The sequence below is a fragment of the Aliiroseovarius sp. genome, from assembly GCF_965228805.1.
Classification (GTDB): domain Bacteria; phylum Pseudomonadota; class Alphaproteobacteria; order Rhodobacterales; family Rhodobacteraceae; genus JASBTN01.
In genome coordinates this window covers 2610096-2629502 of the sequence record NZ_CBDDIE010000003.1, presented here as the reverse complement: position 1 = coordinate 2629502, position 19407 = coordinate 2610096, and the positions used below count along the sequence as shown (strand labels likewise).

At 64.0% G+C, this 19407-nt stretch carries 21 protein-coding genes; 15 read left to right on the top strand and 6 right to left on the bottom strand.

Features of this window, described 5'->3' with window-relative positions; all coding sequences use genetic code 11:
- Positions 1 to 60: 60 nt before the first annotated feature.
- Positions 61 to 870: a zinc-dependent peptidase gene (locus ACO07D_RS13930; protein ID WP_421703547.1), complete on the bottom strand. Its 810-nt coding sequence runs from the start codon at positions 868 to 870 to the stop codon at positions 61 to 63.
- A 188-nt stretch (positions 871 to 1058) separates the two neighbouring features.
- On the opposite strand from ACO07D_RS13930, the gene ACO07D_RS13925 reads away from it, so the two are divergent.
- The 7 genes from ACO07D_RS13925 to ACO07D_RS13895 all read left to right on the top strand — a co-directional run bounded on the left by ACO07D_RS13925 (position 1059) and on the right by ACO07D_RS13895 (position 8123).
- Positions 1059 to 2027, top strand: a complete 969-nt coding sequence (locus tag ACO07D_RS13925) for a threonine dehydratase (RefSeq protein ID WP_421703546.1) — start codon at positions 1059 to 1061, stop codon at positions 2025 to 2027.
- Positions 2028 to 2150: 123 nt separating this feature from the next.
- Entirely contained in the window at positions 2151 to 2636 is a 486-nt protein-coding gene (locus ACO07D_RS13920; RefSeq protein ID WP_421703545.1) for an NUDIX hydrolase, read from the top strand.
- A 159-nt stretch (positions 2637 to 2795) separates the two neighbouring features.
- Entirely contained in the window at positions 2796 to 3254 is a 459-nt protein-coding gene (locus ACO07D_RS13915; RefSeq protein ID WP_421703544.1) for a DUF1178 family protein, read from the top strand.
- 110 nt (positions 3255 to 3364) lie between these two features.
- Positions 3365 to 4006: an SDR family NAD(P)-dependent oxidoreductase gene (locus tag ACO07D_RS13910; protein WP_421703543.1), complete on the top strand. Its 642-nt coding sequence runs from the start codon at positions 3365 to 3367 to the stop codon at positions 4004 to 4006.
- Between the two features lie 94 nt (positions 4007 to 4100).
- Positions 4101 to 4529 (top strand): hypothetical protein, encoded by a 429-nt coding sequence (locus ACO07D_RS13905; protein WP_421703542.1) that lies wholly within the window; start codon positions 4101 to 4103, stop codon positions 4527 to 4529.
- Positions 4526 to 6682 (top strand): calcium-binding protein, encoded by a 2157-nt coding sequence (locus ACO07D_RS13900; RefSeq protein ID WP_421703541.1) that lies wholly within the window; start codon positions 4526 to 4528, stop codon positions 6680 to 6682. The genes ACO07D_RS13905 and ACO07D_RS13900 overlap by 4 nt, the downstream gene beginning before the upstream one ends.
- A gap of 202 nt (positions 6683 to 6884) precedes the next feature.
- Complete coding sequence (locus ACO07D_RS13895; RefSeq protein ID WP_421703540.1) at positions 6885 to 8123, top strand: aspartate kinase; 1239 nt, start codon at positions 6885 to 6887, stop codon at positions 8121 to 8123.
- 92 nt (positions 8124 to 8215) lie between these two features.
- On the opposite strand, the gene ACO07D_RS13890 is transcribed toward ACO07D_RS13895, so the two are convergent.
- Complete coding sequence (locus ACO07D_RS13890; RefSeq protein WP_421703539.1) at positions 8216 to 8650, bottom strand: hypothetical protein; 435 nt, start codon at positions 8648 to 8650, stop codon at positions 8216 to 8218.
- Positions 8651 to 8992: 342 nt separating this feature from the next.
- Here ACO07D_RS13890 and ptsP point away from each other — a divergent pair, with 342 nt between their 5' ends.
- Entirely contained in the window at positions 8993 to 11242 is a 2250-nt protein-coding gene (ptsP, locus tag ACO07D_RS13885; protein ID WP_421703538.1) for a phosphoenolpyruvate--protein phosphotransferase, read from the top strand.
- A gap of 78 nt (positions 11243 to 11320) precedes the next feature.
- Here ptsP and ACO07D_RS13880 read toward each other — a convergent pair whose 3' ends face one another.
- A complete protein-coding gene (locus ACO07D_RS13880) occupies positions 11321 to 11527 on the bottom strand; it encodes a hypothetical protein (RefSeq protein ID WP_421703537.1) in 207 nt (68 codons plus the stop codon).
- A gap of 219 nt (positions 11528 to 11746) precedes the next feature.
- Here ACO07D_RS13880 and ACO07D_RS13875 point away from each other — a divergent pair, with 219 nt between their 5' ends.
- Positions 11747 to 11941, top strand: coding sequence for a hypothetical protein (locus ACO07D_RS13875; RefSeq protein WP_421703536.1), 195 nt, complete (start codon positions 11747 to 11749; stop codon positions 11939 to 11941).
- Positions 11942 to 11980: 39 nt separating this feature from the next.
- Here the strand turns inward: ACO07D_RS13875 and ACO07D_RS13870 are convergent, their stop codons facing one another.
- Positions 11981 to 12466 carry a GNAT family N-acetyltransferase gene (locus ACO07D_RS13870; RefSeq protein ID WP_421703535.1) on the bottom strand — a complete coding sequence of 162 codons (486 nt, stop codon included), beginning with the start codon at positions 12464 to 12466 and terminating at the stop codon, positions 11981 to 11983.
- A gap of 71 nt (positions 12467 to 12537) precedes the next feature.
- On the opposite strand from ACO07D_RS13870, the gene ACO07D_RS13865 reads away from it, so the two are divergent.
- Together ACO07D_RS13865 and ACO07D_RS13860 are read left to right on the top strand one after the other, a co-directional pair.
- The gene (locus ACO07D_RS13865) at positions 12538 to 13143 is read left to right on the top strand and encodes a flavin reductase family protein (RefSeq protein ID WP_421703534.1); all 606 of its coding nucleotides are present in this window, start codon (positions 12538 to 12540) and stop codon (positions 13141 to 13143) included.
- An 83-nt stretch (positions 13144 to 13226) separates the two neighbouring features.
- Positions 13227 to 13880, top strand: coding sequence for a CatB-related O-acetyltransferase (locus ACO07D_RS13860; RefSeq protein ID WP_421703533.1), 654 nt, complete (start codon positions 13227 to 13229; stop codon positions 13878 to 13880).
- On the opposite strand, the gene ACO07D_RS13855 is transcribed toward ACO07D_RS13860, so the two are convergent.
- Entirely contained in the window at positions 13874 to 15535 is a 1662-nt protein-coding gene (locus tag ACO07D_RS13855; protein ID WP_421703532.1) for a SulP family inorganic anion transporter, read from the bottom strand. The two genes, ACO07D_RS13860 and ACO07D_RS13855, sit on opposite strands and share 7 nt — an antisense overlap.
- 173 nt (positions 15536 to 15708) lie before the next feature.
- Between ACO07D_RS13855 and ACO07D_RS13850 the strand changes: the two genes are divergently transcribed.
- Entirely contained in the window at positions 15709 to 16296 is a 588-nt protein-coding gene (locus tag ACO07D_RS13850) for a hypothetical protein (RefSeq protein WP_421703531.1), read from the top strand.
- A gap of 22 nt (positions 16297 to 16318) precedes the next feature.
- Here the strand turns inward: ACO07D_RS13850 and ACO07D_RS13845 are convergent, their stop codons facing one another.
- Positions 16319 to 16843 carry a hypothetical protein gene (locus tag ACO07D_RS13845; RefSeq protein ID WP_421703530.1) on the bottom strand — a complete coding sequence of 175 codons (525 nt, stop codon included), beginning with the start codon at positions 16841 to 16843 and terminating at the stop codon, positions 16319 to 16321.
- 151 nt (positions 16844 to 16994) lie between these two features.
- Here ACO07D_RS13845 and ACO07D_RS13840 point away from each other — a divergent pair, with 151 nt between their 5' ends.
- From ACO07D_RS13840 to ACO07D_RS13830, 3 genes are all read left to right on the top strand, one after another.
- Entirely contained in the window at positions 16995 to 17864 is an 870-nt protein-coding gene (locus ACO07D_RS13840; RefSeq protein WP_421703529.1) for an S-methyl-5'-thioadenosine phosphorylase, read from the top strand.
- A gap of 86 nt (positions 17865 to 17950) precedes the next feature.
- Positions 17951 to 18490: an adenine phosphoribosyltransferase gene (locus tag ACO07D_RS13835; RefSeq protein WP_421703528.1), complete on the top strand. Its 540-nt coding sequence runs from the start codon at positions 17951 to 17953 to the stop codon at positions 18488 to 18490.
- 231 nt (positions 18491 to 18721) lie between these two features.
- The gene (locus tag ACO07D_RS13830) at positions 18722 to 19381 is read left to right on the top strand and encodes a pyridoxamine 5'-phosphate oxidase family protein (RefSeq protein WP_421703527.1); all 660 of its coding nucleotides are present in this window, start codon (positions 18722 to 18724) and stop codon (positions 19379 to 19381) included.
- Positions 19382 to 19407: the final 26 nt, after the last annotated feature.

Sequence of the window (19407 nt, the reverse complement as noted above, 5' to 3'; positions counted from 1 at the left end):
GAAAGACCGCCCCACCCGGGCGGTCTTTTTCATTTTGGAGTATGGCCTTACAGCGCCCTCTTAATCCCAGCGCAGCGGGTCCAGACGCAAGAGCGCAACCAGTTGCGCGTATAGATCCGGCTCATCGGCCTGCAAAGCCTCAGGGCGCTCGAAGAACAGCTCGATGGACACGGCAAAGAACTCCTCCGGCCCTTCCGCACCATAGGCGTCGATTACCGTGCGTCGCCCGGCCTGCACCTGCCTCAAATGACGTTCGAAGGCCTCGACGATGACCCGGCGCCAGGCGGCAAAGCTCTGCCCGCGCGCCATCAGCGGTGCGCCGTCGGTCTGGCCGGAAAGCCCGTCGAGCTGGTGGGCGAACTCATGCAGCACCACGTTGCGCCCGTCGCCTTCGTCCAGCGCACCCGCCTCGCTGTGCTGCCAGGACAGGACGACCGGCCCGTGCTGCCAGCTTTCGCCCAGCCGCACCGTGCGCCGCTCGGTCACCACATAACCTTGCCGTTCGGCGCGCAAGGACTGAAACGCCCCCGGATAGACCAGCACGGTGCGCAGGTCGCGATACCAGGCGTCGCTGTTCGCCACCAGCAGGCAGGCCTGGGCGGCGATGGACAGGCGCATCTCGTCAGTCACGTCCAACCCGTCGCAGCCGATGAACTCGACCTGGTGGAGGAACAGGTTCACCTTGCCCTCGAAGCGTTCCCGCAGAAACAGCGGCAGGCGGCGGGTCAAGGGCACCTCGCGGGCCACAACTTGCCGCGCCCAGTCACTCAGCGGCTGCGCCAGCAACGCGGCCCGCGCCCGGCGCCGTGACCAGATCCACCAGAGCGCGGCACCACCCAGCACCACACAGAGAAACAGAAACAGCGGCATGGGCTCCTTTCAGCACGTTCTAGACAGAAAGCTAATCCCTCACCTTCGGCGCGCAACCCTGCCACTTTCATCTTTCCTCAAATATCCCGGGGGAGCGCGGAACGCGCGTGGGGGCAGCGCCCCCGCTCCTCCCCTTGCCAAAGCCACCGCCGCCTGAGACAGTCCGCCCAACCATCAGGAGGCAGCAGATGTTCACCCGCCAGGAAATTGAAGCCGCGCAAGAGCTTGTCTACCGGCACATGTCGCCCACGCCGCAGATCGAATGGCCGCAGCTGGCGGCCGGGACCGGCGCCCGCGTGGTGGTGAAACATGAAAACCACGCCCCCACCGGCGCCTTCAAGGTGCGCGGCGGGATCACCTTTCTGGACTGGGTGAAACGCAGCCACCCCGAGGCGCGTGGCATCATTACCGCGACGCGCGGCAACCATGGGCAAAGCCAGGCCCGCGCGGCCCGCGCGCTGGGGCTGGAGGCCAAGGTCTATGTGCCCCACGGCAATGCGGTGGAAAAGAACGCGGCGATGCGCGCCTATGGCGCCGATCTGGTGGAACACGGTCAGGATTTCGACGAGGCCCGGCTGGAGGCGATGCGCATCGCCAAGGCGGGCGATTACATCCCCGTGCCGCCCTTCCACAAAGAATTGGTGCGCGGCGTGGCGACCTATGGTTTTGAGCTCTTCTCGGCACATCCGGATCTGGACACGGTCTATGTGCCGATCGGCTGCGGCTCGGGCATCTGCGGCGTGATCGCGGCACGCGACCTGCTGGCGCCGGGGTGTGAGGTTGTCGGCGTGGTCTCCACCGAAGCGGCGGGGGCGAAACTGTCGGTCGAGGCCGGGGAACTGGTGGAAACCAATGGCGCCGCGACCTTTGCCGATGGCATGGCCGTGCGGGTGCCGGTGCAGGCGGCTTTCGAAGTCTATGCCGCGAAGGCCGCGCGGATCGTGGCCGTGAGTGACGCCGAAATCGCCGACGCCATCCGCCTCTATTTCCGCAGCATTCACAACGCGGCCGAGGGCGCGGGGGCGGCGGGCCTGGCCGCTCTGTTGGCCGAGAAAGATCGCCAGCAGGGTCGTAAGGTTGGGCTGATTCTGTCCGGCGGCAATATCGACACCGATTGGTTCCGGACGGTTCTGGCCGGTGAAGTGCCGCAAATCTGACCCCAAACCTTCCCCCCGGTCAGGTTCTCCCTACCAAATGTGCCATTTTTCTTTGCCACTGCGGCGAAACGCCCTATCTTGAGGGAAACAAGGAACTTCCCCGCGAAAACAGGGGGAAATGGTATGAAGGCAAAGGCAGTGACGGTGGAACAGGTCAAGCAACGGCCGATCCGTCTGGCAGTGACGGACAAGCGCGCGATACGCACCCAGTTTGGCGCGCTCTGCTACCGTGTTCGCGAGGGCAAGCTGCAATTCCTGCTGATCACCTCGCGCGGGACCGGGCGCTGGATCATTCCCAAGGGCTGGCCGATGGATGGCGAAACCCCGGCAGGCGCTGCCGCGACCGAGGCCTGGGAAGAGGCCGGCGCCACCGGCAAGCTCAGCCACAACGTGTTGGGCTTCTATGCCTATGACAAGGGGCATGGCGGCGACAAGATGCCCTGCGTGGTCGCGGTCTTTCCGCTGAAGGTCAAGAAGGTCGCGCAGGACTTCCCCGAAGCGGGCCAGCGCAAACGCAAGTGGGTCGGGCGCAAGAAGGCCGCCGCGATGGTGACAGAGCCCGAGCTGCGCGCAATCATCCTGGGCTTCGATCCGCGCCTGCACCGCTGAGCGCGTGGCCTGTTTGCGCAGCGGCTCCCACCCCGGCTGGCCGCAACACGCGGGGACACCGGTTGCCACCCCACCCCGCCGCCCCGCAAACAGGGTTGTGCCCCTTGCCCCAACTTTCCCGCTTTGCCATACTGCCCCGGCTTTGACGACGGGATACCAATGATCCGATATGCGCTGAAATGTGACCAGGGACATGTGTTCGAAAGCTGGTTCCAGAATGCCTCGGCCTTTGACGGGCTGAAGGCGGGCGGCCATGTGACCTGTCCGACCTGCGGATCCAGCGCCGTGGAAAAGAGCCTGATGGCTCCGAAGGTACGCCCCGCGCGCAAGGCGGCCCCGGCCCCCGCCGAGCCCACGCCTGGCCCGCAAGGGGACACGCCGGTCGCCGCGCCCTCCCCGGAGCTAGAACAAGCCATTGCCGAGATGCGCGCCAAGGTCGAAGCGGAAAGCGATTACGTCGGCGACAGTTTCGCCAAGGAAGCCCGCGCCATGCATCTGGGGGATACCCCCGAACGCTCGATCTATGGCGAGGCCAAGCCCGACGAGGCCCGCGCGCTGATCGAAGACGGCGTGCCAGTCCTGCCGCTGCCTTTCCGCCCGACCCGCAAGTCGAACTGAGCCCGGCGCCCTTGCTAGGGGGAAGCAGGCCCCTTCCCTGTTGCCTCGAATCCCGATCTACGCCTATGTGAGCGCAAACATTCCTTGTGCGACCTTCGGGAGGCCCTGCCATGACCATTCTTCTCACCGGCGCGAACCGCGGTATCGGACGGGCCCTGTTCGACGGCTACCGGGACCGGGGCACGCAGATCATCGGCACGGCCCGCACCGGCGCGGGTTTCGAACCGCTCGAAGTCACGGACTCCGCCAGCCACGCCGCCCTCGCCCAGCGCCTGGACGGGCGCGGCATCGACCTTCTGATCTGCAACGCGGGCGTCTACCCGGACAAGGGCATGGCGCTGGAGGGCGGATATGGACCCGACATCTGGGCCGAGGCCTTCGCGGTCAATGTCACCGGCGTCTTCCTGACCGTGCAGACCCTGCTGCCAAACCTGCGAAAGGCTGGCGGCAAGGTGGCGATCATGTCGTCCATCATGGCCAGCCACACCCGCGCGCCGGGTGGGGCCTATGCCTACCGTGCCTCCAAGGCGGCAGCCCTGAACCTTGGCCGCAACCTGGCCCAGGACCTGGCGCCCAAAGGCATTGCCGTCGGCATCTACCACCCCGGCTGGGTGCGCACCGACATGGGCGGCGACGCGGCCGATATCGACGTGGCTGAAGCCCGCGACGGGCTGATGGCCCGCTTCGACGCACTGAGCTTGCACACCACCGGCTGCTACGAAGACTACCGGGGCGAAACGATCCCCTTTTGAGGGATAATGTGCGACAACATTCCGCTTGAGCGAGTGCCTCGCCGATGCCACCTCTGTCCTATCGCAGAACGCGTATTTCAACAAAGGACAGAACATGGCCCTCACCATTGATTTCTCGGATACGGTCAAAGACGCACTGGACCCCACCAAGGACGCCAAGGCCGTCGCGGCAACCCTGTTTGGCGGCATTGCGCTGAGCACCCAACCGGCCCGCGACGGCATGGATTATGACGACCTTTACGAAGAAGCCTTTGACGCGCTCGATCTGAATTTCATTCGGTTTCCGGACGGGGAACTGCCGGACGGTTTTGCGATCGAGAATGCAGAGGGTACCTGGCGGTTTGATCATAACGAGTTGAACGGTGGCAGCGGCGACGTCACCGATCCGGAAACTGGCGCACCGCTCGACCCTGCGATAGGTATTACGACTGAGTATCTACAAGGGCTGACCCCGGCCATGTCGCTGACCTACCCCGAACTGATCCATCCCATCTGCTCTCGGGCGATGGCGCAGGCCGCATGAATTTCACAGAAAGCCTGTCCCTCGCGATTGAGACCGGCAGTAGCTATTCTCTGGTGCTGCCGGAGTTTCAGTATCTCTACAGCCCCGATGAGGTCGTGGACGAAGGCGATTTCTCGCCCGAGGCCCATGCGGATGTCGCCCGGATCAAGGCAGAGCTGACACAGTTCCTGACCGACCTCTTTGTCAACGGCAAATGGAACGGTGGAGACCTACCCGAGGATTTCATCATCGAGCTGGGCAATGAGGACTTCTTCGGCTGGAACTCCACCTATTTCGACAAGGATCTGGATCCGGATGATCCCACGGATCGGGACAGGGACAGCTATTCCGCCTATGCCTTTGCCTGTCTTGAGGCCATTGCCGAGTTTCGTGACCAGAACGCCGAGCTTGCTGACAAGTTCAAAGTCTCGATGCAGGCTCACGGCAAAAACACCGTCAATGCCATTATCGACAATTTCGGCGCCGACCACGCACACCTGTTCGGTGAGGTGGATGTGATCGATACGGATCACCTGGGGCTGGACGCGACCGTGGACAGGGTCAAGGGCTTTGAAAGCGATTGGACGATTACCTCCGGCATCAAGACCCTGCGCGACGAGATCATCGCGAATGGCGGGGAGGCCCCCGATCTCTACAACTCGGCCTGGAGCGCCAATAGCGCGGACGTTCTGGGCGCGCTGACCAATCATGAACTGCCCGCTGCCGGTGCCGCCTTGTCACTGCTGTCCGGCATGGCCGAGCTGAGCATCGACTATACCGCCAACTGGGGCATCGGCAGTTGGGGCGGCAAGGGCACTCAGGCGGTCGATGCCAAGGATGGTGCTCTGATCTTTGCCCCCTATATCGAGGCCTATCGCCAGATGGCGGAAGTTCTCCCCGGCATGAAACAGGTGGTGACCGCCACCATGGATAACGGGCGCGACGAGGATGTGAACACCTATGCCTACGTAGACGGCGCCAAGGCCGTGATCACCCGCGAACTTGCCACCTCGGTAGACGGGTCCGAAGTCACGGTAGAGTTCCAGAAGGACTACGAGGTCATCCGCGTCGTCGTGAACAAGGTGGTCCCGAACGGCGATGGCTGGTTCTTGTGGAACGGCAACGGTGGAGGGGATCTGGTCGGCTCAGACGGGGACGATACGCTCTTCGGTGGCGCAGGCGACGACACGCTGCGCGGCGGGGCCGGGGCGGATGACATGGACGGCGGCACCGGGACGGATACCGCAAGCTATGATGACATCACCTCGGGCGGCATCGGCGTGAATCTGGGCGCAAACACGGCCTGGGGCGCGGCTTCGGGTGACACGTTTACTTCGATCGAGAACCTCACCGGCACTGATTTCGGCGACACGCTGATCGGTGACACCGGCGCCAACACGATCCAGGGCGGCGACGGCAATGATGTGCTCGACGGGCGCCAGGGGGATGACACGCTGGAAGGCGGCGAGGGCAATGACACGTTGCGCGGTGGCTGGGGGGCGGGCAACGATACCCTTGTCGGCGGCGAAGGTAACGACACGCTGGAAGGCGGCGACGGCAACGACATCCTCTCCGGCGGCACGGGCGCGGACCATCACGACGGTGGCGCCGGGTCGGATTACATCGACTATCGCGACATCGACGGCGGCGGGATCGGGATCAACATGATCGCGGGCTCGTCCTGGGGGAAATCCGCGGGCGACACGTTTACCTCGATCGAGAACGTCTGGGGCTCACTCTACAGTGACAAGATCGTCGGCACCGATGAGCGCAACATCCTGATCGGCGGCGGCGGCCATGACAATGTCGAAGGCCGCGGCGGCAATGACGTGATCTATGGCGGCTGGGGTCACGATGTGCTGGATGGTGGCAACGGCAATGACTATCTGAACGGCGGCCATTACAACGACACCTATACCGGCGGGGCCGGGGCGGACACGTTCGTGTTCCACCAGCACGCCGATACGATCACCGATTTCGATGCCTCCGAAGGGGATATGGTCGCCTTCGACGATTACCGCTGGGGCGGTGGCCACAAGACCGATGCGGAGCTGCTGGCCTATGCCACGGTGGTGGATGGCAACCTGGTGTTCGACTTCGGCAATGGCCACACGCTGACCCTGACCGGGGTGACCGATGAGAGCGAGTTGGAGGGGCAGATGGCGATCGTTTGAGGTCTGGCGACCCACCGGGCTGATGCAACGATGATCGCCCCGGCGGGGCGGGGTGGGATGGCACGATGCCGCCCCGCCCGCTGCCCTTTCCAGGGTGGGAGCCCCGCCGGGGCACCATAACCTCCCATAAGCGCTTGCTCTTTGTCCCCCGCCTGCGTAAGACACCCCGGATCGCAAGCGGATAAAGGGAAAAGAGGCACCAATGCCCATTCTCGTGATGAAATTCGGCGGCACTTCGGTCGCCACGCTGGACCGGATCGCCCGGGCCTCGAAACGGGTCGCCCGCGAAGTGGCCAATGGCTATGACGTGATCGTCATCGTCTCGGCCATGTCCGGCAAGACCAACGAGCTGGTTGGCTGGGTCGAGGAAACCTCGCACATGTATGACGCGCGCGAATATGACGCCGTCGTGTCGTCGGGCGAGCAGGTCACCGCCGGTCTGATGGCCCTGCGCCTGCAGGAAATGGACGTGCCCGCGCGGTCTTGGCAGGGCTGGCAGGTGCCGGTCAAGACCACCGGCGTGCATTCGGCCGCCCGGATCGAGGACATCCCGCCCGCCAACATCATGTCGAAGTTCGCCGAGGGCATGCGCGTGGCCGTGGTCGCAGGCTTCCAGGGCATTGCCGATGATGGCCGTGTGACCACCCTGGGGCGCGGCGGGTCGGACACGACCGCGGTGGCCTTCGCCGCCGCCTTCGGTGCTGAGCGCTGCGACATCTACACCGATGTGGACGGCGTCTATACCACCGACCCGCGCATCACCGACAAGGCCCGCAAGCTTGACAAGATCGCCTTCGAGGAAATGCTGGAACTGGCCTCGCTGGGCGCCAAGGTGCTGCAGACCCGCTCGGTCGAACTGGCCATGCGTTACAAGGTGAAGCTGCGGGTGCTCTCCAGCTTTGAAGAATATGACCCGGAAGCAGGCACGCTTGTCTGTGATGAGGAGGATATCGTGGAACAGAATGTCGTCTCCGGCGTCGCCTATCAGCGCGACGAAGCCAAAATGACCCTCTTGTCGGTGGCCGACCGCCCCGGCATCGCATCGGCCATCTTCACCCCCCTGGCCGAGGCCGGGATCAACGTGGACATGATCGTGCAGAACATCTCGGAAGAGGGGCGCACCGACATGACCTTCTCCTGCCCGACCAACCAGGTGGCCCGCGCCGAAGCGGCAATGGCCGCCGCCAAGGAAGCGGGTGACATCAACTTCCACGAGATGGTGGCGGATACCGAGGTCGCCAAGGTCTCGGTCGTGGGTATCGGCATGCGCAGCCACACCGGCATCGCGGCCAAGATGTTCGACGTGCTGTCCAAGGAAGGCATCAACATCAAGGTCATCACCACCTCCGAGATCAAGATCTCGGTGCTGATCGAACGCAAATACATGGAGCTGGCCGTGCAGGCGCTGCATGATGCGTTCGAACTGGAGAAGGTGGGCTGAGGCCAAGCCCTTGACTAAAGACAGACAAACGGCGCTATTGGGCGCCGTTTTCATTTTCAGAAGGACTGCCCAGCCCTTTGCACTCACCCTGCCTAGGTTACATCTTCCTGATCCGTTTGAGCGAACAGCTCGGCAAACCCCGCCTCGGGCCGCTTCGCCAACGCCAGAGCTTCCTCTTCGCTCCAAACCGGGCGCAGTTGGATGGCGCTGAAGAAGTCCAGTACCTGTTCCAGCATGCGCACCATGCCATAGGTGGTTTCATCGCCGACCAGAACAATGCTGAGCGCCCCTTTGTCAAACCGACGCAGCGGGCGAGCGAGGCCCAGGATATTCGTGACGATCCGACGATAGCTCGCGTCCAGCTCGGTCACCTCGCGCGCGTCCGAGATCATGGTGAAGCCGGGGTCGAAATCGGGATGGGCGACGTAGTCCTCAAAGGCCCGCCGGGCGGTGGCGACCGAGATCACCCCGAAGAAGCGGAACTGCGCAACGCGCAGGTCGGGGTGGATGCGAATCTCGTATCCCATAAGCCTTCCTTCGCCTGCATCCGGGGGGCCGCATGCGGTTCAAATCCAACGAAGAACACACGTGTCACAACAATCCGACCCGGTCGGGCGGCAGGGGGGCTCAATCACCCCGCCAAGCCACTCTCAACTTAAACGCGTAACATGACAATACCTTGACCTGTATCAATTGAATTTCGAAACTGACAGGATAGGGCTGTTCCGCGCCTGCATCACGGGCGAGCACAGCGCCGGAAACTTCATCCGTTACGAGAAAATATCTGCCCATGACGGTGCGAAAGAATTGGAATGCGGCCCGGCAGTGCCTACTATAGGGAACAACAAGAAAAGAAGGACAGGGAGCGCATGGCGGAAAGCCATCAAAGCGACAGCCGCAAGCTGCTGGTCAGCCTGCGTGAGACTCTTGCGGCGGCGTCAGCCGGGCAGGAACGTCTGGATCGTATTACGACGCTGATTGCCGGAGCGATGCAGACCGAGGTCTGTTCGATCTACCTGTTTCGCGACGACACCACGCTGGAACTCTGTGCGACCGAGGGGTTGAACCCCGACGCGGTGCACCAGACCCGTATGCGCGTGGGCGAAGGGCTGGTGGGCCGTGTTGCGCGCGCCGCCAAGCCCATCAACACGGCCGATGCCCCCTCGGCGCCCGGGTTCCGCTACATGCCGGAAACCGGCGAAGAGATCTTTTCCTCCTTCCTCGGCGTGCCGGTGCAGCGTCTGGGTGAGACGTTGGGCGTGTTGGTGGTGCAGTCGAAGCAGGCGCGCGAATTCACCGCCGACGAGATCTACGGCCTGGAAGTCGTCGCCATGGTGATCGCCGAGATGACCGAACTGGGCGCGTTCATCGGCGAGGGCGCAGCAATGGGCGCACTGCACCAGCGGCCTGCGACCTTCAAGGGCGGGATCGGCCAGGAAGGCGCGGCCGAGGGCCATGTCTGGCTGCATGAACCCCGAGTCGTGGTGACCAACCCGGTGGCGGATGATCCGCATGAGGAACTGAAGCGTTTGACCGAAGCGGTTGAACAGCTGCGTGTTTCGGTCGACGAGTTGCTGGCCACCGCCGAGACCGCCGACAAGGACCAGATGCAGGTGCTTGAGGCCTATCGCATGTTTGCCAATTCCAAGGGCTGGATGCGTCGCATGGAGGAGGACATCGCGCGCGGGCTGTCCGCCGAGGCCGCCGTGGAAAAGGAACAATCCACCGCGCGTGCGCGCATGTCCCAGGTGCCGGACCCGTACCTGCGTGAACGGCTGCATGACCTTGACGACTTGTCCAACCGGCTGCTCCGCATCCTGACTGGTCAGGGGTCGGAAACGGGGGCCGAGATGCCCGACGACCCGATTCTGATTGCCAACAACATCGGTCCCGGCGAGCTGCTGGAATATGGCCGCAAGCTGAAGGGCATCGTGCTGGAGGAAGGCTCGGTCGCCTCGCACGCCGCGATCGTTGCGCGCGCCTGGGCGATCCCGCTGATCGTGCACGCAGGCCCCGTCACCACCGAGGCGCTGAACGGCGACCATATCCTTGTCGATGGCGAACAGGGCACGGTGCACCTGCGCCCCGAGGACACGATCATCGGCGCCTTCCGCGACAAGATGGCGATGGAGGCAGCGCAACAGGCGCGATACGCCGAGCTGCGCGACAAGCCCGCGATGGGGCTTTGCGGCACCGAAGTGTCCCTGCACATGAACGCAGGGCTGATGGCCGACCTGCCCTCGCTGGAGGGGTCCGGCGCGGATGGCGTGGGCCTGTTCCGCACCGAGCTGCAATTCCTCACCGTCTCGCGTGTGCCGCGCCGGGGCGACCTGGTGGTGACATACAGCCGCGTGCTGGACGCGGCCAAGGGCAAGCGCGTGGTGTTTCGCACACTCGACATCGGGTCGGACAAGGTGCTGCCCTACATGAACCCGCTGGATGAGCCGAACCCGGCGCTTGGCTGGCGTGCGATCCGCGTGGGGCTCGACAAACCCGGCGTCATGCGCATGCAGCTGCAGGCGCTGATCCGCGCCGCCGCCGGGCGTGACCTGTCAGTCATGTTCCCCTTCATCGCGCAGCAGGAAGAGTTCATTGACGCGCGTGAGATCCTCTGGGGCGAGATCGAGCGCGAACGCCGTCTGGGCCACATCCTGCCCGGCAAGGTCGAGGTGGGCGCGATGCTTGAAACCCCCTCGATGGTCTTTGCCCCGCAGCAGTTCTTCGAGATGGCAGATTTCATCTCGATCGGCGGCAATGACTTGAAACAATTCTTCTATGCGGCGGATCGGGAAAACGAGCGGGTGCGGCGGCGCTATGACACGCTGAACGTCAGTTTCCTGAACCTGATCGAGGAAATCGTGACCCGTTGCGATGCCGCCCGCACTCCGCTGAGTTTCTGTGGCGAGGATGCCGGTCGGCCGATCGAAGCGGCCTGTTTCGCCGCCCTCGGCATGCGGAACCTGTCGATGCGCCCGGCCTCCATTGGGCCGGTCAAACACCTGATCCGATCAATCGACATCGACGCGTTGAAAGAGGTGATCGACGCGGCCCGCCTGTCCGGCGCGCAATCAGTACGCCCTGCGGTTCTTGACTGGATGACCCGAAACAGACGACGCTGAGATCCGACATCGGTTAAGGATTGCTTTATCCATTCATGTCATCTTGCCGGAAGGTAACCGGAGGATGACATGTACGGCTCAATCTTGCTGACGTCGATCATTGGCGGTCTCGCATCCGCGTTCCTGGCGCTTGATGCCGGGGCCGGGTTGCTGCTGTGCCTTCTGGCCTATGGGATCGGCGGAGCGGTAAGCCTTGTAGCCGCTGCGGGCCTTCATCTTGCCTTTCCCGAAGGTGACGATCCGACCGATGGTCCCCGGGGCGGCCCGCCGCGCGGCCGCACGCACGCGAAGCTCGTCAGAGTACGTGTTGAGGCGCCTGCGAACCGGCATTCCCGTCGCTGACCGTTCCTGATCCCGACTGACATCCGCGAACTCTCGGCACTCATATGCTGCGCCGTATCCTCACGCCTGCGCCATCCCGACAAGCGGCCTTGGCCCTGCGCCTTAAGACTTTCTTCGTCTCTTCGCGGCAGGCTGAAGCCACACCTGGGAAAGGAAGATGTCATGCGTTTTGCGATTCTGTTGATCAGCCTGATGGCCGGGGGCGTGGTGGCGATGAATGCCACGGTGGACGGGGTGCCCTTCCTGTTTGCCGCGCTGATTTACGCGATTTTCAGCGTCTCGGCGGCGCTGGTCGCCGCCTTGATCGGCCACGCGCCGCGCCCTGTGGGGCAAAATCCCTTCGTGCGCATGGATTGACGGGCAGTTGCCCCGGCGCCGCTGCTACGGCGCGCGAGGTCAGACCAGCCGCGTCACCTCACCGGTCACGCCCTGCCAGGCATCCGGGCGCAACTCGATCCCCAGAACCCGGTCGGGGTTCGTGGGCGGCGGCATGATCACGCCCGGCTGCTTTTCAAAGCCGAACTTGCCGTAATAGGGCGCGTCCCCTACCAGCAGCACGCGGGACCAGCCCAGGGGGCCGGCCCGTTCCAGCGCGTCGCGGATCAGAAGCCCGCCCAGCCCCTCGCCCTGACGTGTCGGGTGCACCGCGACCGGGCCCAGCAGCAACGTCTTGGCCCCACCGACCAATACCGGCCAGAAACGGATCGCACCGCCAACGATCTCGTCCGCATCGCGCGCCACCAGACACAGCGCGGCCACCGGATCGACCCCGTCACGCAGGCGATAGGAACTGAGCGCCTCGCGCCCCGGCGCAAAGCAGAGGTCATAGAGCGCCTCGACCTCCCACCAATCGTCCGATGTTTCAACGTCGAGGCTATACACCCCTGCCCCCGCGTGGTTTTCTGCTTCGAACCGCTTTAGCAGGCCCCGCGCGGGACAGGAAGGAAAACCCCATGTTCTACGAACCGAAAAATGGCCACGGATTGCCCCACAATCCGTTCAACGCCATCATCGCCCCGCGCCCCATCGCCTGGATCGCCACGCGCGATGCGGACGGGCGCGACAACCTTGCGCCCTACAGTTTCTTCAACGGTGCCGCCTATGAGCCGCCGCAGGTCATGTTCGCCACCACCGGCTCCAAACCCGACCGCACGCTGGGTAAGGACACGCTGGACAACATCCGCCAGACCGGCGTTTTCTGCGTGCACGTGGTCGAGGAGGCCGCGACCGACGCGATGAACGTCAGCGCGGGCATCCACCCGCGCGAGGTGGACGAGTTTGCGCTGGCCGGGCTCGACCGGCTGGACTGCGAAACCATCGCCTGTTCGCGCATCGCCTCCGCGCCCGCTGTACTGGAATGCAGGCTGACGCAGATCACCCAGTTGCCCGGCGAGGCCAATCATATCTGTTTCGGCGAGGTCACGGGCATTCACCTGCGCGACGACTGCCTGGTCGAGGGCAAGTTCGACGTCACCCGCTTCACCCCGCTCGCCCGGCTGGGGTACCGTGACTATTCCGTGGTGCGTGAGGCCTTTACCTTGAAACGCCCCGGCGAGTGACTATCCTGACAGGTGCAACCAATGGAGGGTGACATGATCAAAGCGGCCTGACGAGACCAGCATATTCTCTGAAAGGACCTGTCATGTCATACGACCTGCCGGATGCGCGTTGCATCCATCCCGTGACCCTGCCCGACGGAACCAGACACAAGGGCACCGTTTTCCTGAAACCGGCAATCGACCACCCGCGGATCGAGGTGGGGGCGTTCACCTATGCCTCGGATTTCGACCCGCCCCCGCCCGACGGCTGGGCGGCGCAGCTGGCGCCCTATCTGTTTCCCATGTCCAAGGACCGGCTGGTGATCGGCAGGTTCTGCCAGATTGCCCACGGGGTGCGGTTCATTACCGCCTCGGCCAACCATGCCTGGCATGGCGCGACCAGTTTTCCCTTTGGCATCTTTGCCCTGGACAAGGAGGTCATGGCCCAGCCCGACACCCGCGACACCCATGTCGGCCATGACGTGTGGATCGGTTACGGCGCGCTGATCGGCCCCGGGGTGCGGATCGGCAATGGCGCTATCATTGGCGCGGGCGCCGTGGTGCGCGGCGATGTGCCGGATTATGCGGTGGTGACGGGCAACCCGGCGCGAGTTGCACGGATGCGGTTCGGGCCTGCGGAGGTAGCCCGGTTGAATCGGCTGGCATGGTGGCATTGGCCGGAGGCCAGAATCGCGGCCGCCCGCCCCCATCTGGAGGCGGGCGCCCTGGACGTGTTGGAGGCTATGGCGCCTCAGTGACCGCCGAGGATCCCGGTGCGCACGGAGTAATCGACCGCGATCTCGTAATCGGGGTCATCGTCGCTGTCGACCATCAGGTGCCCGGCCTTGGTCAGAAGGTCGTGGCAGTCGCGGCTGAGGTGGCGCAGCTGGATCTTCTTGCCGGCGGCCTCGTATTTCAGGGCCACCGCCTCAATCGCCTGAAGCGCGGACTGGTCGACGACGCGCGAACGGGCAAATTCGATGACGACGCGGTCGGGGTCGCCCGCCACATCGAAAAGCTCGATGAACCCGTCGGCCGACCCGAAGAACAGCGGGCCTTCGACGTCATAGACCTTGGCGCCGTCCTCCTCGCGGGTGACGGCGTGGATGCGCGCGGCGGCGTTCCAGGCGTAGGCCAGCGCCGAGACGATCACACCCACGATCACGGCCACCGCGAGGTCTTCCAGCACGGTCACGACGGTCACCAGCAGGATCACAAAGGCGTCCATGCGCGGCACGCGGCGCAGGATCTTCAGCGAGTTCCAGGCGAAGGTACCGATGACGACCATGAACATGACGCCCACCAGGGCCGCCAGCGGAATACGCTCGATCAGCGGCGAGGCGACGACGATGAAGGCCAGCAGGAACAGGGCGGCTGCAATGCCCGCGATGCGCGTGCGCCCGCCCGATTTCACGTTGATCATCGACTGGCCGATCATCGCGCAGCCGCCCATGCCGCCGAAGAAACCGGTGGCGACGTTGGACACGCCCTGGGCGATGCATTCCTGCGAGGCGCCACCGCGACGGCCGGTCATTTCACCCACCAGGTTCAGGGTCAGAAGGCTCTCGATCAGGCCAATCGCGGCCAGGATCACCGCGTAGGGCAGGATGATCCAGAGCGTCTCCAGCGTGAAGGGCGCCAGCAGCGCGGGGGCATAGATCCCCTCGCCCGAGCCGAAGGGGATGTGGAAGGACGGCAGCCCGCCCGAGATCGAGGCCATGTCGCCGACGGTCGGCACGTCGATGCCAAGCGCGATGACCAAAACGGCCACGATGCCGATCCCGGCCAGCGGCGCGGGCACCAGTTTCGTGACCTTGGGCGTACCCCAGATGATCAGCATGGTCAGGCCAACGAGCGCCAGCATCATGTAAAGCGGCATGCCCGACAGCCATTCGCCAGCAGTGGCAGTGTGGCCCGAGGTGGTGACGGAGCCCGGCACCTTGAACTGGGTCAGCTGTGCCAGGAAAATCACGATCGCAAGCCCGTTGACGAAGCCCAACATGACCGGGTGCGGCACCAGGCGGATGAACTTGCCCCAGTGCATGACCCCCGCGAAGATTTGCAAAAGCCCCATCAGGATCACGGTGGCGAACAGGTATTCGACTCCGTGTTGCGCCACCAGCGCGACCATGACCACGGCCAGCGCGCCGGTCGCGCCCGAGATCATGCCGGGACGTCCACCGATCACCGCGGTGATCAGACCGACCATGAAGGCCGCATAGAGCCCGACCAGCGGGTGCACGCCCGCGACAAAGGCAAAGGCCACCGCCTCGGGCACCAGGGCCAGGGCGACGGTAAGGCCCGACAGCACTTCGATCCGCAGGCGGGACGCATTGAGCGGCTCCCCCTGACTCAGACGCAAGTCGGGTTTCTGAATACGGGCGGCATAGGAGGCCAGAAGGGCTCGGGGCAAGGGATCACCTATCGTGTGGGGATGGTCGCGTGGGACTTGAGCGCTGGTTAGTTGATTTGTTCAAGAAATGAAAGCCTGAACCCGCCACGCCCCCTCGCCGCAACGTGATTGGACGGTGAGCGCTGCGCGCGCCCATGGTCAGCCAAAGCAGAGCCAGCACAAACGGAGCAACCATGATCCGCCCCCTCCTTCGCCTTGTTACCCTGTTCCTGGCCGCTGGCGCATGGGCAAACCCCGCCTTGGCCCAGGATGCCCAGGGCAATGACCGCCCGTCGAACTGGCGCGTGACGCATCAGCACGCCCATGGGATATGGGAAACGATTTGTGACGAGAGACACTCCGCCGACTATCTGGAAAAGAGATGCTATATCAGGCATGTAGAGGTATTCTCCCCCCGCCCGACCTTCGCGGCGCAATTCCTGTTCGTGACGGCAACGGACGGCGGTGAGGTGCAGTTCGGGATCGAACCTGGCACCCTGTTTCGCCCCGGTAACTTCCGGCTGGAGCGGGACGGGGAAACCGCGTGGTCGACCGCACGGCTGGGTTGCCTGACCGGGCTGTCCTGTACCTTTTCCAGGGAAGACGCATTGGCCCTGCTGGCCGAAATGCGGACCGGCGGCGGTTTTGTCTTTGCCTTTCGCGACCGGCATGGGGAAAGCCGACGGCTGGATTGGCCGCTCGACGGGTTCGATGCGGCGCTCGCGGATTTCAACGGGCAGTCACGGGCGCGCGGCCTGCCGACCATCACCCTGGGACCGTGATTCCCGTACTGCCCCTGACTGATCAGCCGGACGAGATTTGCATATGCAACATCGCCCGGCCACTGGCCCGCGCACCGCTGAGGCTCCATTCCGACAGCACCTGGGCCATGGCACAAAGCACGGCAAACCGGTTCAACTCGGTTTTCTCAAGCACCGGATGGACATGACGCATGAAATTGCGAAAGGCATCATGATCACTGGACCGGCAGGTCACAGAGGTATGCCCGGCGTCATCCGGCATGATCGTGTTCGTGCGGCGGGTCGACACCGCAAGCGTCATCGTGCTGAAACGGGCCTGGGTCAGCTGGAACTGCGTTCGCAGACTGTCCACGCAGGTGATCGTGCCCATGGCCACCAATCCTTGTTGCAGGGCGCTGTCCGGCGTCACGGCGCCCTGAACCTCGTTCTGGGCGAAACTGCGCACCCCACCAACCGATGCGTTCATACGGCCCATCAGGGTGGCGAGGACGAACACATCGCCCTCGTCCGCATGTTCACGTGTGTGGTTGAAACCGCCGGTGCCTGCGGCGAACATCCTGAAACTCATACTTTCCTCCCAATCCACTTAAAAATTGACCTGACATTCAAGATCCTTACCAGGGACGCTAACCTTTAATGGGCAACAGACCAAGTTCCTCGGTTTACTCTCGGCGGGCTCTGGCTCAAATTGGCGGCAATTCCAAACGAGAGGACGTCACATGGACACGATGATCGGGGTAATCGGCGGCTCGGGCCTGTATGAGATCGACGGGCTGGAGGGGGCGACCTGGGTGGATGTCGATAGCCCCTGGGGGGCGCCGTCGGATCAAATCCTGACCGGCACGTTGAATGGCGTCAAAATGGCCTTTCTGCCGCGTCACGGGCGTGGCCATGTACATTCGCCGACCACCGTGCCCTACCGCGCCAATATCGACGCGCTGAAGCGGTTGGGCGTCACGGACGTGATCAGCGTCTCGGCCTGTGGCAGCTTCCGCGAGGAAATGGCGCCGGGTGATTTTGTCGTAGTGGATCAGTTCATTGACCGGACTTTTGCACGTGAGAAAAGTTTCTTCGGCACCGGTTGTGTGGCCCATGTTTCGGTCGCCCACCCGACCTGCCCGCGCCTGTCCGACGCCTGCCACACCGCCGCCAAGGACGCCGGGATCACCGTGCACAAGGGCGGGACATATTTGGCTATGGAAGGACCGCAGTTCAGCTCGGTCGCCGAAAGCAAGGTCTACCGCGAAAGCTGGGGCTGCGACGTGATCGGCATGACCAACATGCCGGAGGCGAAACTGGCCCGCGAGGCGGAGCTGTGTTACGCGAGCGTGGCCATGATCACCGATTATGACAGCTGGCACCCGGACCATGGCGAGGTCGACATCAACCAGATCATCGCGACGCTCACCGGCAATGCCGACAAGGGCCGCGCCCTGGTCAGCCGCCTGCCCGCCCTGCTGGGCGCCGACCGTACGCCCTGCGAACACGGTTGCGACCGGGCGCTGGAGTTTGCCATCCTCACCGCGCCTGACAAGCGTGACCCGGCGCTGCTGGCGAAACTGGACGTGGTGGCCGGGCGGGTTCTCTGACCCCTGCGGCTACGCGCCCCTTGCGTGGGCGCGTCACATGGGCCAAACCGGAGCCGGACTGAAACGGGACGGAACCGGAGGCCCCGATGAACACGAAGAAAGAGGTGCGCGACTATATCCGCACCATCGTCGACTTCCCCCACGAGGGCATCCTGTTTCGTGATGTCACCACGCTCTTTGCCGACCCGCGGGGGTTGCGCATGGCGATCGACCAATTGCTGCACCCTTACGCGGGCATGCGGATTGACAAGGTCGTGGGGCTGGAGGCGCGCGGCTTCATCCTCGGCGGCGCGATCGCGCACCAGCTGACCCTGGGCTTCGTGCCCATTCGCAAGAAGGGCAAGCTGCCCGGCGCGACGCTGTCCCAGGCCTATACGCTGGAATATGGCGAGGCAGTGATGGAGATCCATGACGATGCGATCCAGCCGGGCGAGAAAGTGCTGGTGGTCGATGACCTTCTGGCCACCGGCGGCACCGCCGAGGCCGGCATCAAGCTGATCGAACGGCTGGGCGGCGAGATCGTCGGCTGTACCTTCGTCGTCGACCTGCCGGAGCTGGGCGGGCGCAAGAAGCTCGAAGACATGGGCATGGACGTGCATATCCTGTGCGAGTTCGAGGGGCTTTGAGGGCCCGCGTGAACCTTCCCTTAAGGTCTTGCCCCTATTCTGCCTGAGCCTGTCGGGAGCAGGCGCTGCTTGTGCACAAGGCACCGACTTTGTGACACGCCCCGTCCCCACCCAGGGCGGGGCGTTTTCACATCTGCCCCTTAAGATTGGTCTGTGGTGATTTTCCGATTTTGGACATTCCAATAGATCCGCCCACTTGGCATTCCCAAGAGAAAGACCAAGGAGGCCAGAATGACCCAGCCCGACACGCTTGCAAAAACCGACCGCACCCGCCTGCGCCGCGCTCATGAACGGGGCGCCTTCGACCGTGCGACCATCGACGCGATCCTGGACGCGCAGCCCATGTGCAACGTCGGCTATGTCATTGACGGCAAACCCTATGTCACGCCGACGCTGCAATGGCGCGAGGGCGATCACATCTATTGGCACGGCTCCTCGGCCAGCCGGGCGATCCGTGCCTCCAAGGGGGCCGAGGTCTGCGTGACCGTGTCGATCCTAGACGGGTTCGTCATGGCACGCTCGGGCTTTCACCACTCGGTCAACTCGCGCTCCGTCATGCTGTTCGGCCGGGCCGCGCTGGTGCGGGACGAAGACAAGCCAGCCAAACTGGCCGGGATGCTGGAGACGCTCTTTCCCGGCAGCACCGACACCCTGCGCCCGGACCACGCCCAGGACATCAAGGGCACCACGGTGCTGTCCCTGCCGATCACCGAGGCCTCGGCCAAGGTGCGTACCGGCCCGCCGGTGGACGATGACGCGGATTACACCCTGCCGATCTGGGCCGGTGTGATCCCGGTGGAAACCCGCACCCTGCCGCCCATCCCCGACCCGTGCAATCTGCCGGGGGTCGAGGTGCCCGCGCATGTGCGGAACTTCCGGTATCTTGGGTAAGGGATTGCTCTGACATATGATTTCCG

Bases quoted from the DNA above. Each gene is read 5' to 3' on its own strand.
- ACO07D_RS13930 (WP_421703547.1), bottom strand. From the start codon at position 870: ATGCCGCTGTTTCTGTTTCTCTGTGTGGTGCTGGGTGGTGCCGCGCTC.
- ACO07D_RS13905 (WP_421703542.1), top strand. From the start codon at position 4,101: ATGGCCCTCACCATTGATTTCTCGGATACGGTCAAAGACGCACTGGAC.
- ACO07D_RS13920 (WP_421703545.1), top strand. From the start codon at position 2,151: ATGAAGGCAAAGGCAGTGACGGTGGAACAGGTCAAGCAACGGCCGATC.
- ACO07D_RS13895 (WP_421703540.1), top strand. From the start codon at position 6,885: ATGCCCATTCTCGTGATGAAATTCGGCGGCACTTCGGTCGCCACGCTG.
- ACO07D_RS13910 (WP_421703543.1), top strand. From the start codon at position 3,365: ATGACCATTCTTCTCACCGGCGCGAACCGCGGTATCGGACGGGCCCTG.
- ACO07D_RS13860 (WP_421703533.1), top strand. From the start codon at position 13,227: ATGTCATACGACCTGCCGGATGCGCGTTGCATCCATCCCGTGACCCTG.
- ACO07D_RS13840 (WP_421703529.1), top strand. From the start codon at position 16,995: ATGGACACGATGATCGGGGTAATCGGCGGCTCGGGCCTGTATGAGATC.
- ACO07D_RS13865 (WP_421703534.1), top strand. From the start codon at position 12,538: ATGTTCTACGAACCGAAAAATGGCCACGGATTGCCCCACAATCCGTTC.
- ACO07D_RS13875 (WP_421703536.1), top strand. From the start codon at position 11,747: ATGCGTTTTGCGATTCTGTTGATCAGCCTGATGGCCGGGGGCGTGGTG.
- ptsP (WP_421703538.1), top strand. From the start codon at position 8,993: ATGGCGGAAAGCCATCAAAGCGACAGCCGCAAGCTGCTGGTCAGCCTG.
- ACO07D_RS13845 (WP_421703530.1), bottom strand. From the start codon at position 16,843: ATGAGTTTCAGGATGTTCGCCGCAGGCACCGGCGGTTTCAACCACACA.
- ACO07D_RS13915 (WP_421703544.1), top strand. From the start codon at position 2,796: ATGATCCGATATGCGCTGAAATGTGACCAGGGACATGTGTTCGAAAGC.
- ACO07D_RS13890 (WP_421703539.1), bottom strand. From the start codon at position 8,650: ATGGGATACGAGATTCGCATCCACCCCGACCTGCGCGTTGCGCAGTTC.
- ACO07D_RS13925 (WP_421703546.1), top strand. From the start codon at position 1,059: ATGTTCACCCGCCAGGAAATTGAAGCCGCGCAAGAGCTTGTCTACCGG.
- ACO07D_RS13830 (WP_421703527.1), top strand. From the start codon at position 18,722: ATGACCCAGCCCGACACGCTTGCAAAAACCGACCGCACCCGCCTGCGC.
- ACO07D_RS13900 (WP_421703541.1), top strand. From the start codon at position 4,526: ATGAATTTCACAGAAAGCCTGTCCCTCGCGATTGAGACCGGCAGTAGC.
- ACO07D_RS13850 (WP_421703531.1), top strand. From the start codon at position 15,709: ATGATCCGCCCCCTCCTTCGCCTTGTTACCCTGTTCCTGGCCGCTGGC.
- ACO07D_RS13835 (WP_421703528.1), top strand. From the start codon at position 17,951: ATGAACACGAAGAAAGAGGTGCGCGACTATATCCGCACCATCGTCGAC.